Raw genomic sequence first — 17,223 nt, forward strand, 5'->3', positions numbered from 1 at the left:
AATAGTAGTTTCATATAGATTTTCATAGATTTACCAATTATGAATCTCTTCTTAAATCCATGATGGATTGACAAATGATATGGGAAAGCCGTACCCTAGTACACCATTCCTCTACCTCATCTTTCATATTTGCTTTATTATGTTCTAAGTATTTTAATCCATCGACCTTATAGTAACCTATATTTTCTTTTCCAAATTTGTTACGAGCGATTAATGGCCATTCGCCATCGGTCATTTTAGCACTTGATTGAACAGCGATTTCTAATAATGCTTCCCTACTCATACTGCAAGATCCCGCTGTTATATCCATTTCTGATCCAACTTCTAAAGAAAACATGTGATTCGTAATCTTTTCTGTTTCCTGCCATGATATTGGATGAGATTGAAAAGCAACTTCTGTTCTACCGATTACTAAATAATGATAGTTAATGATGTCTTTTTGAATAGATGGTAGTTCTGATGAATGATCTAACATCCAGGTTACAAAACGATCTAAGTCACAATAATGGTAGAAATCATATTCATAGTTGCTCATAATTTGTACTAGCTTCCGTCTAGCATTGGCAGCACCATTTTTCTCAATGACAAAAATTCCAAATCCGTGTTTCCCTAATAGTTCAATAATATCAGGACATGTTTCATCACTAACTGCTACATAGCGAGATGGATAATATTCTTCGATTCGATGGATGACTTTCTTTAGCGGTATTATTAAGCTGCCATATTTATCGTGAATAATTGTAATTAATGCAATAGTTGGTGCTTTTTGTTTTGTTTCGATCTTAATCAATCCTTTATAATAATATTAAATTCTATTTCTAGTATACGTTAACAAAACTATCCGGGAAATTCTTAACGTATAGCACGATTTCTTACCATGATTCTGTACGAAATAAACTTAAGTATTATTGGAATAAGACATAAAAAAAATCCCAATGAAAAAATTTCTTCTCATAGGGAATTCTACTCCCAAGGAATAGATTTTGTATCTATATAAATCCCAAAATCGTCTGGTACACCTTCCGTGCTATTACTAATTCTTTTTGCAATCATGGTACCAACATGTGGGTAAAAGTGATGGCCGTCAAAGTAGTTATCCATATTGTCTGTAACAGAATTTGGATACATAAAATGATATACCCCTCCAAAAACTGAGACAATATCCTCAATCCAGTGGTGGTAATCGTCCAGCTGCCCTTCTTCAACCATCGCCTCATATAGCCCTGTATAAACAGGGGTCGTAAACACGATAAACTCAGTATTGGGATTGTTTTCTTTCAGTTCTCTTAGAGACTCTGTAAACGCTGGATTATAGTCATAATTATCCCCAAAAAATTCATCTTTGAACTTCTGGATTTTCTCTAATGTTTGCTTTTCTTTGATATCTGGATCAATTTGTTTCGCATCGGCAACATTGAATCGATTGTAATTACGGTCCTCAACAATCTTATCCTCACGAGACATTTGAAAATTCTCTATGGAATATTCTAACGTATCTAGCGATATTAAATTTTTATATCGATAAAATGATTCGGTCGTCTTGTTCGAATAGGAATCAATGGTTATATTGGTTGAACTTTGCTTTTTACTTGATTTAAAAAAATCCACCCCAATGATAACACGGTCAAATTCTCCGCCCTTTATCTCTTTAGCGAACTCAATGAAACTGTTATATTCCTTAAAGGACATATCTGCAACCGCATAGTTATACACGTTCATCCCTTCAAAATCATATTGATTGATGTAAGTACTACGGCTACTGCCAAGCAATAAAGTATCATATTCAAACTCACGAAAGTAAATGGAGTTTGTTTTTTGCTGTCTTTCATTGATAACCGTTTGTACATCGTTATATTCATGATTTGCCCCAAAGGTCCATAGCGGATCAATAAGGAAATTAAAGGTACCAACTGATAGAACACTAGTCAACACAATTGCTAATATCGTATACACATATGATTTATCTTTCATCCAGAATAACCACCTAAAGTTGGAATACTACTATTTTTAAAAGTTGAAATATAAGAACTCACTTACCTTCTGCAATTGGAATACAGAGTAAACTAGTAAAGCAGAGACAAATAGTGCTGAGAAAACATTTGGCTTATGTTTTTCCATTAGTTGCGCCGCATTTTTTGCCAATACAACAATGAGGAATCCCCCTAGTAGGAAAAGAAGAACAAACCAAAAATTCTCATCTATCGTAAATACATAAAAATCTGATACATTTTCTGTTACCCAATTTAAATCTTGTAAGACCTCTGGTAACGCTAAACCATTTAACCCTACCATGCCCCTTAGTATATCGATTGCCACTTCAAAGTTAGGTGCTCGGAAAAATACCCAAGTAGCATTTATGAATTGAAACGTAATAAACCATGCGAGCAGTTTGTTCATTCTAAAACCAGCTTTAGTCCATATACGATTGATAACACTCGCTACCCCATGGAGAAACCCCCAAAATACAAATGTCCATCCAGCACCGTGCCAAAATCCGCTGATTAAATAGATTATCATGACATTAATGTAGGTTCTAGTTATCCCTTTTCGATTTCCACCTAGTGGAATATAAATATACCTTGTTAAGAACTTGGTTAACGTAATATGCCACCTTTTCCAAAAGTCTATAATACCGGTTGCCTTATACGGCGAATTGAAATTAATAGGTAGAACGATATTAAATAATAAGCCAAGACCTATCGCCATATCGGAATAACCACTAAAGTCATAATAGAGCTGAAACGTATAGGAAAGTGACGTAACCCATGCATCCACAAACGTAATTCCTTCCGCCATATCATATCCATTATTAGCCCATACTGAGAACGTGTCCGCAACCCCAACTTTTTTAAATAAACCGATAGCGAACATAAATAGGCCAAGCCCAATGTTCCGGTAATTAATTTTTTTCTTTTGCTGGTCTTCGTATTGCGCCATGACATCCTGATGGTGCACGATAGGACCTGCGATTAATTGTGGAAAAAAGGTTACAAATAGCGCATAGTTTAAAAAGTTATAACCGTTTGTCTCAAATCTATATGAATCTACTAAATAAGCTATTTGCTGAAATGTATAGAAGCTAATTGCTAGTGGCAATACAAGATGTAAAATAACGAAATCAAAACCAAATACAAGGTTCACATTCGTAATAAAGAAATCATAATACTTATAAAATCCTAATAAACCCACATTAAATAGGATTCCTATGGTTAATATCGATTTTCTTACCCATTGCTTGAACTGTTTAGCTAGAAGGGTTCCAATAATAAAATTCACAATCAATGAGGAGAATATTAACAGTAAGTAATTAGGATTCCACCAGCTATAGAAGAATAACGAACTTGTCAATAACCATACTTTGGCTAGCGTAACGTTCATTCTATTAATTAAGAAATAACCAGTAAAAACAATTGGTAAAAATACAAATATAAATTCAAAGGAATTAAAAAGCACAAAAATCTCCTCCAGTAGACAAAAAAGCATTCCTTTCGACGAATGCCAATTAAATCATACAATAGAGGAGTACAAATGACAATTTTTTGGGACAGGGGGACAGGTTCCTTGTCCCAGGGTCAAGGAACCTGTCCCCCTATCCCATTTATCTTGCTAATCTTAGTAAAGTTAATATTTCAATTGCAAGCTTTTCCGCTTCTTCATTTGACTCTGTATTTTTCATAATTTCAATACATGCTCTAACATCTTTCTCTTGATCAAAATTGGTTTGCCTACTAATACTTTCAAGATAAACTTCATAGGCCATAGCCTCATAGTGATAGGGTTTATCAGAATCTACAATTCTCTCTTTTAATTCATTCACTTTATCCAATTCCTCTTGATTTAACCAATCACCTAAAGTCATCTGCTTACCTTTATTTCGTTCAATGGCTTTTAAGTAGATATTAAGTATTTCTTTTTCGCAACTTAATTTCTCCCGTTTTAACGTCGTCCTACTCATGTTTTCTTCCAACTGTTGAATCTTCCTTATATCAAGATCCGTTAAAAGGTTCAGGACCCTTTCATCACCCGGATCAATCATAGGTCTCCAATCCATTTCTTCACTCCCTGGGACACGGGGACAGGTTCCTTGTCCCGGTCTTATATACATACATATTCTAGGAAAAGTTACTGAATCCTTCCTATTTCTCAAATTAAAAATATTAATGGTCTTTTAATTGCTGAATCAACTGAATCCTACCGTTGATTATTATAGGGGGAGGATCCTAAATATTAAAATCACTGGGTCAAGGGACCTGTCCCCCTGTCCCACCTCACCGCCTTCATGCTCGTTGGATTACGCTTTTGGAAATTCCGGTTAGTCTGGATAGTTGTCTAATGGATACGCCTTGTAATGTTTTCAATTCAGCTAGAATAGCATTTCGATCAGCTTTATTCATTTGTTGAAGCTTACTAATCTCAATCCCCTGTTCCTTCATATAACTAATTAATTGCTCATCTTTCACCCTTACAATTACGCTCTCATCGAGACATTCCGTTTCCTCTGGTTGTTTCATGAATTCTATGTATCTATTAACAGCTTGCTTCCTATTTTCTGAAATCAATGGGAGCACATACTCTGTGTCTATAACATAAACCCGATGGATGTATTCATTCACACTAGTCCATTCACATCCAAATACATCTTCCACAAGTCCAGCCTTCACAGGATTTTGATGAATATAGCGTAAGACAGTGTAAAAATACCTACGTGACTCCACACTTTCACTTTTATACCGCTCCTGAAATAAATGACCAATCCGATCATATTTTTGGTTATACCAATAGACATAACTGGAGCTAATCCGCTTAATAAAATCAGATAGTCTCTCTCCTTCTGGTTCTTTTAAGAGTAAGTGAACATGATTATCCATTAAGCAGTAAGCAAACACTTTAAAATCGCATACGTCACGATACTTGGCCAAAGTTTCTAGAAATACTATTCTATCTTCATTATCCTCAAATATAGTTTGCCTATTGATTCCCCTCATCATCACATGATAAATCCCACTACGACTTTGCTTACGTGAACTTCTAGGCATACTTCTCTCCTCCTACAAGCACATTTGTAGATACAAAATATGTGATAGTAAAAGGAATGTCAAAGTGCCAAAAGTTCATTTTTTAGCCTTAATTTATGTCAAAAAGACATAACACACAAAGAAAAAACATCTTTCCCCCAGCCCACCTTAAAACAAATAACAAAATTGGGACAGGGGGACAGGTTCCTTGACCCTGGGTCAAGGAACCTGTCCCCCTGTCCCATTCAAAAAAATAAGCTAAGTAAGATTAAAAATCTTACTTAGCTTATTTGACTTTTAAATATCTTCTAAAATTCTAACTTCTGCATTAATGTTTCAATTACAACTGCTGCTTCAGCACGTGTTGCTATTCCTTTTGGTGCTAATTGATTTATGGTCCTACCATGAATTAGTCCCGCGTCAATTGCAATAGAAACCTCTCTCAATGCCCATCTTCCAACTTCAGCACTATCCGTAAAATTGGCTAAACTTTCTACTTTGGTATTTTGCTCTCCATTAACTAACTCTAGTCCACGAACAGTCATAGCAATCATTTCTTCGCGTGTAATGGAGTCTGTTGGACCAAAGTTGCCATCTGTATACCCACTTACGATTCCCACTTCATAAGCAGCAAGTACATCATTGTAATACCACTTGGAAGAAATTAAATCATTAAATTGTTTTTGCTCATTAGAATTTGGTACTAATCCTAATGCCCTAGATAGCATTGCTGCATACTCGGATCTACTAAGGATATTGGTTGGTTTAAATTCCGTATCATTAACTCCGTGAAGAATCAACTTCCCTGAAAGAGCTTCTATACTATCCTTTGCCCAGTGACCTTCAACATCGGTAAAATTCTTTTTCTTTGATTTCACCACTACATAAATACTATTTCCATTACGATGGAAAACTGCCCAATATTGACCTTCCTCATCTTGTTCTATAGTTGTTGGTACTGGTTGGTACGATTGATTTACTGGGTCTAATGTGATCACCATCATTTCATCTAATTCTGATGGATCACTTATTGGGATTCTACGTTCTACAAACTCCTTGCCATATGAAGTAATCGTTGTATTTGTTCCATTCTCATACATTTCAACAGAAAAATCTATTGGTTGTGTAACCAACTCCATAAAGCTTTGTTCTGCCCATTTATTAATGTTTTCTGTCACTTCTTCAGAAAGCTTCCTAATCGTCACTTGGATATAGGAATCCTCGTCATTGGTAAATTGATCAATTGTGTTAACCGGTAACTTAAATGAACCAAGGTCTGACGTTACATAAAATGCCTCATCACCGGTTTCATTCATTTCATTAATTACGGACTTATGAAGGTTTAATGCAACATTTTCGCCTTCTTCTTTATATTCATAATGACGATAGAAGGTTGTAAATCGTTTTATGATTTTGGGATTATCGAGATCAATTAAATCGGTAGGATCAACATCCACTTCTCCATTTGTATTATCATCACTTGGAACTTCTGGAACTGTACCATCTGAACTATCACCATCTTCAATAGAACCAGGGGTATCATTTTCCTCAGGAGCTGTTTCGTCTACTAAAAAGTCAGTTGTTACCATTTCAGAGCTCTTATCTCCAGTTAATGCTTTCACTCCAAAAGTTACGGTTTGATCGATCCATTGTTCATAAACTACTGGCGCTACTAAAGTCTGATTAGTATTTAATTTTTCTTCAAGTAATGCAAACTCCATCATATCAGCAGTCTTATAGTAAACATTGTAAGACTCTGCTGTTACTAAATCCCAGTTAATCACTATATTATTTTCAATATCTTTTTGTACTAATAAATTAGTCGGAACTAGTGGTTCAAAAGTGAAATCATAGGTTACTAGACTGGAAACATCTGAACCAAGACGTGAGTGAACGGAAAATGTCACTGTTTGGCCTGCCCACTTTTTATATTCCGATTGCGGAATAATTACGTAATTGTCCACTACATCGACGCGTAGATCCTCAGCATATAGTTCCATATCCACTGTTTTATAAAACACATCATATGCATCAGCTGTGGTTGAATCCCAAGAAATAGCCAAATCATTGTTTTCATCCAAGGAAACTAATAAGTTAGTTGGCCCTAGATTATTAATTGCATCAACACTAGCAAACTTATAAACTGCTTGATTATCTTCTACATAAACAATTATATTTCCAGCATCATTAATAATAGCATGTTCCACAGTAAACGGGAATGTAGCAAGATTAGTATAATCAGCTTTTGAATACACTCCTGTTGGCGATACGATATACTCTGCTGACGTAGCAATGACATCTTCATTAAAGTTATACTGAGTTATCATATCGGACTTAGAAAATTGATGTTCTGCATAATATAACGCTTCACCATCTAATAATAGTTTACGAGTTGGTAATGAAAAACTTTCACTAGAAGGCGTTAAGGTCAAATCTTCTATATTTAACGAATATAATTTTGAGCCAGTGGAGTTAGACTCACCAATATACACTAATTTATTTAAAGAATCATACGCAATATCTGGCTCACTTAAGATTTGATATTTGTTAGTTTGGATTTCTTCACCGACTCTAATTTCACTACCTGTACTTAAGTCAATTTGATAAACCCAAGTACTTTGATCTTCTGTTACATAGAACAATAATGATCCATCAGCCGCAATACGATATGGATTTTGTTTCGTGATAACGTTGGTCATACTTCCATCTGCTAAATTAATAACAGCTACAGAAGTACTTCCATAGTTAGAGACATATAATTTCCCATTAACTAAATCAATATCTGAAGGGCGAGAGCCGATGTACTGTGTATCTAAAACTTCCATAGTAAGACTGTCAATTGTGTACAGCACATTGCTTTCTAGTGAAATTGCATATATTTTTTTACTAGTTTCATCTAAAACCCAATCTGTCACACTTTGGTTAATAGGAAGCTTATAATTTTTAACTTCATAGACCTTAGATGTTAGTGTTGTAGGTAAGCTACTATAGTCTTTTTTATGTAGTGTCTTGTTGTATGAATCATATAGATATACTTCGGAATTTGCAGGCGCAAGGACTAAATCCACATCGATATCTAAATCGCTAACTTTAAAATACTCATCCTTGTCATATATTGCTTCTTTTGTAAAAACAAAATCTGCTGTTACATCAAGAACTGTGCCGGGATATGAAGTAAATTCATAAGTACCATTTATAATTGCTAAATCATTTTTATCAAAACTAATTCCGCCATAAAAAATTTCATCGGAATCCATTACAATATTTTTATCCTTGGCATTTACTCCATACCCTTCATCATATGTAGATTGAGAAAGAATGGAATAATCTGTTTGTGAAAGTTTATAGATGTTTGAACTTGTATGGCCCGATTCTGCGACATATAATACACCTGTTTCAGATGCTAGACTTGGTTCATAAAACGAATGTGCAATTGAGTCATTGTCCGGGTTCACCAGAGTAGTTTCCGTAGAGTCTATTAAATCCTTTTCTACGATTCTACTATGTTGGTCACTATTAGAATAATATAATTTGTTATCGATAACCGTTATACTATAAGGAGTACCCTCTAAAGTAATAGCTACTACTTCTAGATTAGTTAAATCTACCTTAACAACCTTGCTTTCTCCTCTAACTGCTATCCATAGTGTATTGGCATCTAACTCTAAATCACTTAAGTCAGTTCCAATTGCTAACGTGTTTGTGACTTCAAATGTAGCTCTTGAAATCACCTTTAGATTGCCTTGTGCAGTGATGGCATAGATATTTGTTTCATCATACGACCAATCTGTGATGTCCTCGGTTAATTTGATTAAATCACCTGTTTCGGTGACTTCTTGGGCATGTGTTAGATTTGGAGTATAGATATTACTTAACACTAATAACACTACCAGCATGCCACTGATGAATCTTCTCAAAAAATCCCCTCCCAATTAAAAAAACTTTGCACAACAAAAAAAGAGCAAAGCAGAACGGGATTTATTCGTTGGCAACCCGGCTGTCATAATACCCAAAAATAGTACCTTAGACCCGCAGCTTTGCGTCACTCTCTTTCGAAAGTTTTGCCTTTTTCTTTTTTGTGCTAGGACCATAATCCCATAAAAGGGAATGATTTGTCAAGATTTGTCGGAAAAATCTTGCAAAACACAATACATCAATTCACATGTTATTTATAAATTTATCCAATAATTCACCAAATAAAAGGCGTCAGTATCACTTTCCCAAAAAACTAAAATAGACTGATACCTAATTATTTATCCAGAGTTCGTTAAAGCGGAGAGCAGAAATGATAGGACATGTTGCCTATCTAGGTAGAGCAATTGCGTATAGTAATGGAGCTTAAGAGACTATGTACGAGGTAGTGTTCGTGATTATACTTATGGATCTGGTAAGAATGAAGAACATGCTGATACTCTAACTATTTCCAATCTAATCGTTGGAGATTCACCTGAAGATGTAGACACGGTAATTGCCAAGAAGGTTTGTTTAGAATATGAAGCATAATAGAGGAGTGGGACAAGGGACCTGTCCCCCTGTCCCAGTTATTCATTAATAGGGAGCTTCCACATTTGACCTAGTATTACACTGTATTGTTCTGGAGTTATTTTTACAAATCCACTTCCACTAGTAAATGTCATTTCACCAAAATAAATTTTTCCATCTACATTATAAAAGTCTACTCTAACATGCGTGAAACCCTGACAAAGCTTCTTTGCCAAGTCCACCATCAATTCAAAATTATTAGGTTTAGGGACTGGAAAATCTGTATTTTTAAACTGATGTTGTGTCCACTCTTGTAATTCCCAATTTAGGTTATATACATTTCTACGGCGGTCATTAAATCGATCGATGTCTACCCAACAATAATGAACCTCACCGTTAAAACATAAAAATTTAAAATCCTTTAACTCACCATTTGAATCTTCCATAAATGTTTCAGCAATTATTTTTGGTTTAATGTCCTTATAATGCATTTCAAATCCAACAAATGCAAAATTTATTTTCATCCATCGATTAAATTGCTTTTTTGCTTTAATTCTATCCAACTTATTTTTATCTTTTACAATTAAATTTGTCCCACATGCATTGTTTGTTTTTAATACAAATTGTTGCGGTAACAGTTCAAAATCAATTTCATCAAAATTATCCCACACTCCCAGTAAGGGAATTAAATATTGTTCTCCAATTGTATTCTTAATCCAATCCCGTACTTGATATTTATCTGTTAAAACTGCCTTCAATGGATCATTATCATATAGTTTCACCCATTGCATTTTTTCATTATATGTAGTTAAATTATTCCAATCTAAATCCTGTCCCATTCTTTTTTTATACATCTTAGCGAGAACAGTAGGGTATTTTTTTTCATTTAATGACTTGTAATACATATTTTTCAGATAGCGTTTGGAAAACTGAAGAGCAGAATAAAGATTATAAAGTCTTGGAAACTGAACAAATAATTTTCTTTTATCCACTTCTATTTCACCTTACTTTATATTTTTTTATGTACACTACTTTACTTAAAATTGGCAAAAATATTTAGTACTGCATGACTACATTATTAACATACGTTAGATCTCTAATCCAAAATTTTTACAACATGAATATTCTTGAACCTTTTTACCAGGACAATGAATATAATCATTTAGGACTGTGTTTATTCTTATTCTCTCTAAAGATGAGTCAGTCATAATATCTATTAGTTGAAAGGCTACCTAATATTAAAAAATAGACCTGATAATAACTTTTTTATGATAGATTCCCACTATTTAATTATAGACTCTATCATTGATTATTAAAATAAAGCATTTTATCTAAATCATGTTAACTACTTATAACTATGATTTTATCCTAAAATAAAAGTAAAAGGTAGAAAGAATTAAATGGTTCAGTACTAAGAAAAGTAACCAGCAACGATATTTTAGTAGGTGTAAATGGTGCCGAATCATTTAACTGATACCTTGTCATATTCTATGGTAATGAGGATAGGACTAATGGAGACTTTGTAAAGAAATCTAATTCCCCTGAGGTAACAGCGGGCTTTCCCGTTTGTTAACTCTTTTTTTATAGCATATAATGATGGATATTGATTATAAAAAGGAGCTACTCCTTATATGAGTAAAAGTACAATAATTAAGGGTACATTAATTTTAACAATTGCTTCCCTCTTATCGAAAGTAATAGGGAGCGTCTTTCGTATTCCTCTACAAAATATTGCCGGGGATGAGGTATTGGGTATCTTTAGCCTCGTGTACCCGGTCTATATGGTGGCACTATATTTATCCGTTGCTGGTATACCTCTAGCAATATCTAAACTTATTGCTGAGGCACTTGCATCTAACAACCATAATAGTATTCAACAAATCTATCGAACTGCTAGCATTCTTGCCATCATATTTGGGATAATCAGCTTTAGCCTGATTTATTGTTTTTCCGGTGTAATCGCAAATGCTTTAGGAGGCAAATCAACTGAGCTAGCACTAACTATCGTTTCCTTAACCCTGTTAGTTGCACCGTATATGGCGATTTATCGTGGGTACTTTCAAGGGTTTGGAAATATGCAACCGACTGGAGTTTCTCAAGTTATAGAACAATTGTTTCGAGTTAGTTTAATTATCTTAGTTGCCTATATTTTAGTTGGCCGAGGTTATGAAGAGAATATAGTTGCTGGTGGAATCATGATTGGATCAGTTATCGGTGCAATTGCTTCCCTTGTATATCTCAGAATAAAATATACAAATTCGGACAATCGAATCCGATCAAAACATGCATATTCTTACCAAATTTTTCTAAATTGGAGTAAGAAAATACTGCAAATCTCAATTCCAATCGCTATTGGTGCCGTCATGATGGCGTTGTTTAACTTTGTCGATTCCATCACGATTCCATATGCGTTAAAAATGAATGATGTCGATAATATTAATTATTTATATGGGATTTACGGACGAGGACTTGCATTAGTCCAAATAACAACCGTATTTGCAACGTCCATTGTGCTACCACTAGTTCCCGCTATTACGAAGAAACTAACCGAAAACGATAAAATCGGGACGAAAAATCTTATAGAAAAAACGCAGTACATTACCCATTTATTCGGATGGCCAGCTGCGATTGGGCTATTTGTCATTACGATTCCAATCAATATTGCGCTATTTACCGATATGGAAGGTAGTTCGATGTTAGCGATTATTAACATTAGCTCCATCTTTACTTCTTTAACTATAGTAAGTACTGGAATTCTACAAGGAATGGATAAAACCAGAACAGCCGCTTACGTTATTATCTTTGGTGTCGTCGTTAAAACTGTAGCGAATATCTTCTTTATTCAGGGGTATGGGCTCGATGGGGCAGCAATTTCGACATTACTTGTCTATATAGTCTTATTTATTGTAAATTATTATTTTATCTACAAAACGATAGCATTTAACATGGTGAACAGTAAGATGATAAAAGTAATTGCTTCAAGTGTCGTAATGGGAGCAATCATAGGAGTGCCTTCTCTCTTACTGGATTTTGAGAATTGGTCAAGGTTAGGAACATTGCTCTATTGTGTCACTGCCATTATCCTAGCTGGGTTTATCTATTTCATCCAACTGCTGCTGTATAAAGTAATTCGAAAAACAGACATTCCTTTTCTAGTAAAGAAAGAACTGTAAAACAGTAGCACTATTAGTAGGTAACCTTAAATGCGTTATGGTACAATTTAATAGACATTTTTAAATAGCAACTAGCTTTTGATTTAGATAACGAGGTGTTTTACTTTGCATATCGTCCTATCTGGTTATTATGGTTACGGCAATGTCGGAGATGAAGCCATTCTCCTTTCCATTATCGAGGCCATGAGGAAACAAGAACCAGACATTCAATTTACCGTATTATCATTTAATCCGGAAGAAACGAGTATAACCTATGGGGTTCACGCCATAAACCGGTTTGACTTTACATCGATATATCAGGCTATAAAAGAATCAGATGGGTTAATCAGTGGTGGCGGAAGTCTTATCCAAGATGAAACTGGTCTACGTTCTGTTCCTTATTATACAGGGATTATTCAAATTGCCAGATGGCATAAAAAGCCTGTTTTTATTTATGCACAAGGAATGGGTCCGATTAAACTACTTCATAATAAATTATTAGTTCGTTGGACATTCAATAAGGTTGATTTCATTACCGTTCGAGATGAACTTTCCAAGAAGTTTTTAGAAAAGATTGGGATAAAAAAACAAGTCTATGTAGTTCCAGACCCAGTGTTAGGTTTGGATTATACGAGATTTACTACAAGCTGGCCTGAAAATAATGGGGTTACTGACAAATATATTGCGGTTAGTGTGAGAGATTGGCCGACCAAATTTCAATTTAAGATGAAGATAGCTAAGGCACTAGATTCTATTGCCGAAATGAACTATAAGATTATTTTTGTACCGATGCATGGAGAGCATGATGAGTTAACTTCTGCTGAGATTATGAGCATAATGGAGAAAGGAGCGTTTATTGCTCCTCATCAATTAACAACCGAGGAAAAAATCGCCTTAATCGGTAAATCTGAATTACTCATTGGGGTCCGCCTCCATTCGCTCATCTTTGCCGCACTAAATCAAACACCATTTGTCGCGATTTCTTACGATCCAAAGATTGATGCTTTTGCTTCAATTTTTAATCAACCAATTATAGGTCATGTTGCGAATGATGATTGGGATGATAGGACATTATTTAATCAAGTTGCATCTTTACTTAAGAATCCTGATGATTTTAAGGAAAGTTTACAAGATAACTACGAAAAACATCGTATAACTGCATTACGTACAGCTGAATTAGCAATAAATATTTTTACAGAGAAATAAGATGTCCTTGAATATTAGAACATCTTATTTTTTTTGTTATAAAAAAGAAGCCTAGATAAATCTAAGCTTCTTTAAGCATCTTACTTATAAATCGGATAATCCAACATCAATCGATAATTACCTACCTCTTGGTAAAGGTTATATAAACTACTAATCTGTTTATACGCCCAACCAATGTCCGTTGCATACTGATGACTTGCACTTCCGTTTGCTTCCATTGCGGCAGGATTCCAGCGCATTTTATATAGTGTATTTTGGCCAGCATTGATATAGCCATCACCAATAAATTTTGCTCCTCCTACAATAGCTTTATATGGTGTAGTCCAGCCTTCTTCATAAGCTTTTCTTGCACCACATGTTAGTGCACAATTATCGTAAGCTCCAATTCCGTACATGTTGTATACCGTAACACCATTATATTTCACACCACGAGCAAGCTGTGAACTACCATGACCAGTTTCTAAAAGAGCATGAGAAACTAAGTATAAGTCGTTTACACCATTTTTGCGACTTGCATCATAAAATGCCTGTCCTTGCCCTTCCAGTATCCCTTTACCTTTAAGGTAATTATTTAATGTTGATACAGTTACACCACTTGGCTTTGATAAATCTAGGAATTGGAATTTTTGCTTCTCATCATTTATGAAGTTAGTTGGATCTAAATAATACTTCACATCTTCTCTTGTCGCATTTCTCCAAGCTCCAATACTAACCTGATGCCAGCCAGAACCTTCTTTTACAATTGTTAACGTAGTGCCTTTTGGAACTTTTGTATAAATTTGATAAGCAGTACCTGCTCCAGCTCGAATGTTTACAGAGTCTTTAGTTATTCCAATTTTAGAGCTAACATTAGCTAGTGAATTATGAACATACAGTTCTTTACCCATGTACTGAATCTTGTACCATTTCGAACTTCCGTTGTACGTGTCACCTGTGACGTTTGTATCTAAGATTGTTACAGCAGTACCATCATTCACTGTATAAGCAATGTTACTGTCTGTATTCAATTTCGGAGTAGTACGAAGGCGAACACCGTTTTCGATAATCTTACCACCTGTAGAGATCGTAATGTAACTTGCACTCACATATGCAGGTTCATTGCGATACTTATCAGTTTGTGGATTCACTTTCATTTGCATATCTAATGCTTGTGAAAGAGTCAGATCATAACGAGTGCTACTAGATTCTAGTTCGTCATGAATTGCGGATAATGTCACATCATCGACAATACCATTTGGTACTAACCCGAAGTAGCGTTGAAACGCTTTTACTACTTCTTCTGTTTCTGGCCCGAACCAGTTAGAAGGATTTTTCCAATCAGCAAAGTTTAGCCTTACTAAATCTCTTTTTACTTGAAGAACTTGATTATTTGCTTTGCCATATTGGATTGGACTGTTTTTTACTTCCTTTATTTTAGCTAGGGTAGGTTCATCCATAATTCCATGTGCTTTTAATCCATAATAACGCTGGAAATATTCAACTGCTTCTTTCGTCATTGGACCAAAGTCAGTACCAGGGTTTTTCCAATTTACAAAACCGATAGATGCTAAGTCTTTCTTCACGTCTTGGATTTTCTTACTACTATTACCTGATTGAAGTGGACTATTATACACTTCATCTAGCTTGAACAATGAAGCAGGATTCATTTTCCCAGAAACAGGTAGGTTGTAATAACGTTGGAATTCCTCCACAGTGGCTTGGGTTTCTGGGCCAAACCAGTTAGATGGATCTGGCCAATCAGCAAACTTAAGATTCACTAACTTAAGCTTCATCTCTAAAATGGCATTACTTGCATCATTTAATTGCATGATATCATTTAATGCTTTTTCGATTTGGTTAACTGTTATTTCATCAAGGATACCATTAGTAATTAATCCATAATGGCGTTGGAAATCTTTTACAACATCAATCGTTTCAGATCCGAAGTATTGACTAGGACCATTCCAATTAGCGAAACCTAATTCTACAAGCTTTTCTTTATAGCTTTGTACTTCATTGTTGTAATCACCGAATTGCGGGCTGTTAAGTACCGTTTCAAGCTTGTCTAGTGATTCCTCGTTCATTACACCACTAACAGTAAGACCGTAATAGCGTTGGAACTTTTCTACTATTGCTTTAGTATCTGGACCGTACCAAGCAGATGGATCCTTCCAATTGACCATACCAATCTCTACTAATTTCTCTTTAAAGATTTGAACGTCTTTACGAATTAACCCATATTTCATTGGTTGTTCCATTAGACTAGAAATCTTATTACGTGTCACAGAATCAGCAATTCCATTTATGACTAATTTGTTTGCTTTTTGGAATTCCTTGACCACACCAACGGTTTCTGGTCCATAATACGGACTAGGTCCATTCCAATCTGCGTATAATAAGAAAACTAAGTCTTCTTTTAAGTTTTGCACAGTATTCGTATAGCTTCCGATTTTCGGACTTGAAAGTTCTTCGTCAAGCTTATCTAAAGAAGCTTGATCCATAACACCTGAATCAGTAAGCCCGTAATAGCTTTGGAATTTCTTCACTGCTTGAAGGGTTGTCCAACCAAACTCATTTGTAGGATTACTCCAGTCTCCAAAACCTAGTTCTATTAAACCTAATTTAAACTGGCGAACACCTGGAAGAGTTACGCCATATTGGAATGGCTGACTTAATAACTCATCAACCTTGTCTTGCGTAGCTTGGTTCGCTGAACCAGTTACAGACAACCCATAAGTAGATTGAAAGTCCTTTACCACTTCAACGGTTTCATTTCCATAATATTGGCTTGGATTTGGCCAATTAGCGAAACCTAATTGAACTAATTTTTTCTTAAAGGCTGCAACTGCTTCACTATAGTCTCCCAGTTCAAAAGTAGTTGTGCTTGCTATTGTTATCGATGTTTCATTTACTTCAGTAGGAATCTCTTCATCTATGATACTTTCATCCTCTGAAGTATGTACGTCTAATTCTGGTTGGCTTTCTTCAGAATCAGTTGGTGAATCTACTAATTCCTCTTCTACCACGACTTCCGGTGTCATAGATTCAACTTGATTGTCCTCCTCGGACGCTTCTACATCTAGTGAACTAAAGTTGAAAAGAGCCAAAGAAAGTAATAGTATCATAGACTTTTTGTTTTTCACTCTAGTTTCACCTCCTCTATTTTTTTATAGAATACAAGTCTAGTATCTACTATTCTATCATCGTTTTCAAGAGTAATTCGACATGTTTTTTAAGTAGGAAATATATGTAAGATTATGGAGAAATGGGGTGTGACTGAGGGGGGGGCAGGTGTGAACAATATATCGCAATAGGAGCATGAATCTATCATTATGCGACCTTTCTCAAAAGATGCTCCCTAATTGCAATACCGTCATTAAACACACCAC

General features: G+C 35.1%; 10 protein-coding genes and 1 riboswitch. Of the genes, 2 read left to right on the top strand and 8 right to left on the bottom strand.

The window, feature by feature from the left end; genetic code table 11:
- Window positions 1-37: 37 nt before the first annotated feature.
- The 7 genes from AB1K81_RS17285 to AB1K81_RS17315 all read right to left on the bottom strand — a co-directional run bounded on the left by AB1K81_RS17285 (window position 38) and on the right by AB1K81_RS17315 (window position 10,489).
- The gene (locus AB1K81_RS17285) at window positions 38-790 is read right to left on the bottom strand and encodes a hypothetical protein (protein WP_412977927.1); all 753 of its coding nucleotides are present in this window, start codon (window positions 788-790) and stop codon (window positions 38-40) included.
- Window positions 791-963: 173 nt separating this feature from the next.
- Entirely contained in the window at window positions 964-1,971 is a 1,008-nt protein-coding gene (locus AB1K81_RS17290; protein WP_412977928.1) for a hypothetical protein, read from the bottom strand.
- Window positions 1,972-2,007: 36 nt separating this feature from the next.
- The gene (locus AB1K81_RS17295; RefSeq protein WP_412977929.1) at window positions 2,008-3,453 is read right to left on the bottom strand and encodes an MBOAT family O-acyltransferase; all 1,446 of its coding nucleotides are present in this window, start codon (window positions 3,451-3,453) and stop codon (window positions 2,008-2,010) included.
- Between the two features lie 145 nt (window positions 3,454-3,598).
- Window positions 3,599-4,051 (bottom strand): hypothetical protein, encoded by a 453-nt coding sequence (locus AB1K81_RS17300; protein ID WP_412977930.1) that lies wholly within the window; start codon window positions 4,049-4,051, stop codon window positions 3,599-3,601.
- A 226-nt stretch (window positions 4,052-4,277) separates the two neighbouring features.
- The gene (locus AB1K81_RS17305) at window positions 4,278-5,036 is read right to left on the bottom strand and encodes a transposase (protein ID WP_412977931.1); all 759 of its coding nucleotides are present in this window, start codon (window positions 5,034-5,036) and stop codon (window positions 4,278-4,280) included.
- 287 nt (window positions 5,037-5,323) lie between these two features.
- Window positions 5,324-8,932 carry an S-layer homology domain-containing protein gene (locus AB1K81_RS17310; RefSeq protein ID WP_412977932.1) on the bottom strand — a complete coding sequence of 1,203 codons (3,609 nt, stop codon included), beginning with the start codon at window positions 8,930-8,932 and terminating at the stop codon, window positions 5,324-5,326.
- Between the two features lie 67 nt (window positions 8,933-8,999).
- Window positions 9,000-9,091: riboswitch (cyclic di-GMP riboswitch) on the bottom strand.
- Window positions 9,092-9,556: 465 nt separating this feature from the next.
- On the bottom strand, window positions 9,557-10,489 hold the full coding sequence (locus AB1K81_RS17315) for an ATP-grasp fold amidoligase family protein (protein ID WP_412977933.1): 933 nt from the start codon (window positions 10,487-10,489) through the stop codon (window positions 9,557-9,559).
- Window positions 10,490-11,128: 639 nt separating this feature from the next.
- Between AB1K81_RS17315 and AB1K81_RS17320 the strand changes: the two genes are divergently transcribed.
- A complete protein-coding gene (locus AB1K81_RS17320) occupies window positions 11,129-12,670 on the top strand; it encodes a putative polysaccharide biosynthesis protein (protein ID WP_412977934.1) in 1,542 nt (513 codons plus the stop codon).
- 105 nt (window positions 12,671-12,775) lie between these two features.
- Entirely contained in the window at window positions 12,776-13,855 is a 1,080-nt protein-coding gene (csaB, locus tag AB1K81_RS17325; RefSeq protein WP_412977935.1) for a polysaccharide pyruvyl transferase CsaB, read from the top strand.
- 80 nt (window positions 13,856-13,935) lie between these two features.
- Here csaB and AB1K81_RS17330 read toward each other — a convergent pair whose 3' ends face one another.
- Complete coding sequence (locus AB1K81_RS17330) at window positions 13,936-16,977, bottom strand: peptidoglycan-binding protein (RefSeq protein ID WP_412977936.1); 3,042 nt, start codon at window positions 16,975-16,977, stop codon at window positions 13,936-13,938.
- Window positions 16,978-17,223: the final 246 nt, after the last annotated feature.

Source organism: Ornithinibacillus jepli (genome assembly GCF_047228935.1).
Taxonomy (GTDB): domain Bacteria; phylum Bacillota; class Bacilli; order Bacillales; family Amphibacillaceae; genus Ornithinibacillus.

Coding starts and splice junctions, on each gene's coding strand:
- AB1K81_RS17320 (WP_412977934.1), top strand. CDS start 11,129: ATGAGTAAAAGTACAATAATTAAGGGTACATTAATTTTAACAATTGCT.
- AB1K81_RS17290 (WP_412977928.1), bottom strand. CDS start 1,971: ATGAAAGATAAATCATATGTGTATACGATATTAGCAATTGTGTTGACT.
- AB1K81_RS17300 (WP_412977930.1), bottom strand. CDS start 4,051: ATGGATTGGAGACCTATGATTGATCCGGGTGATGAAAGGGTCCTGAAC.
- AB1K81_RS17305 (WP_412977931.1), bottom strand. CDS start 5,036: ATGCCTAGAAGTTCACGTAAGCAAAGTCGTAGTGGGATTTATCATGTG.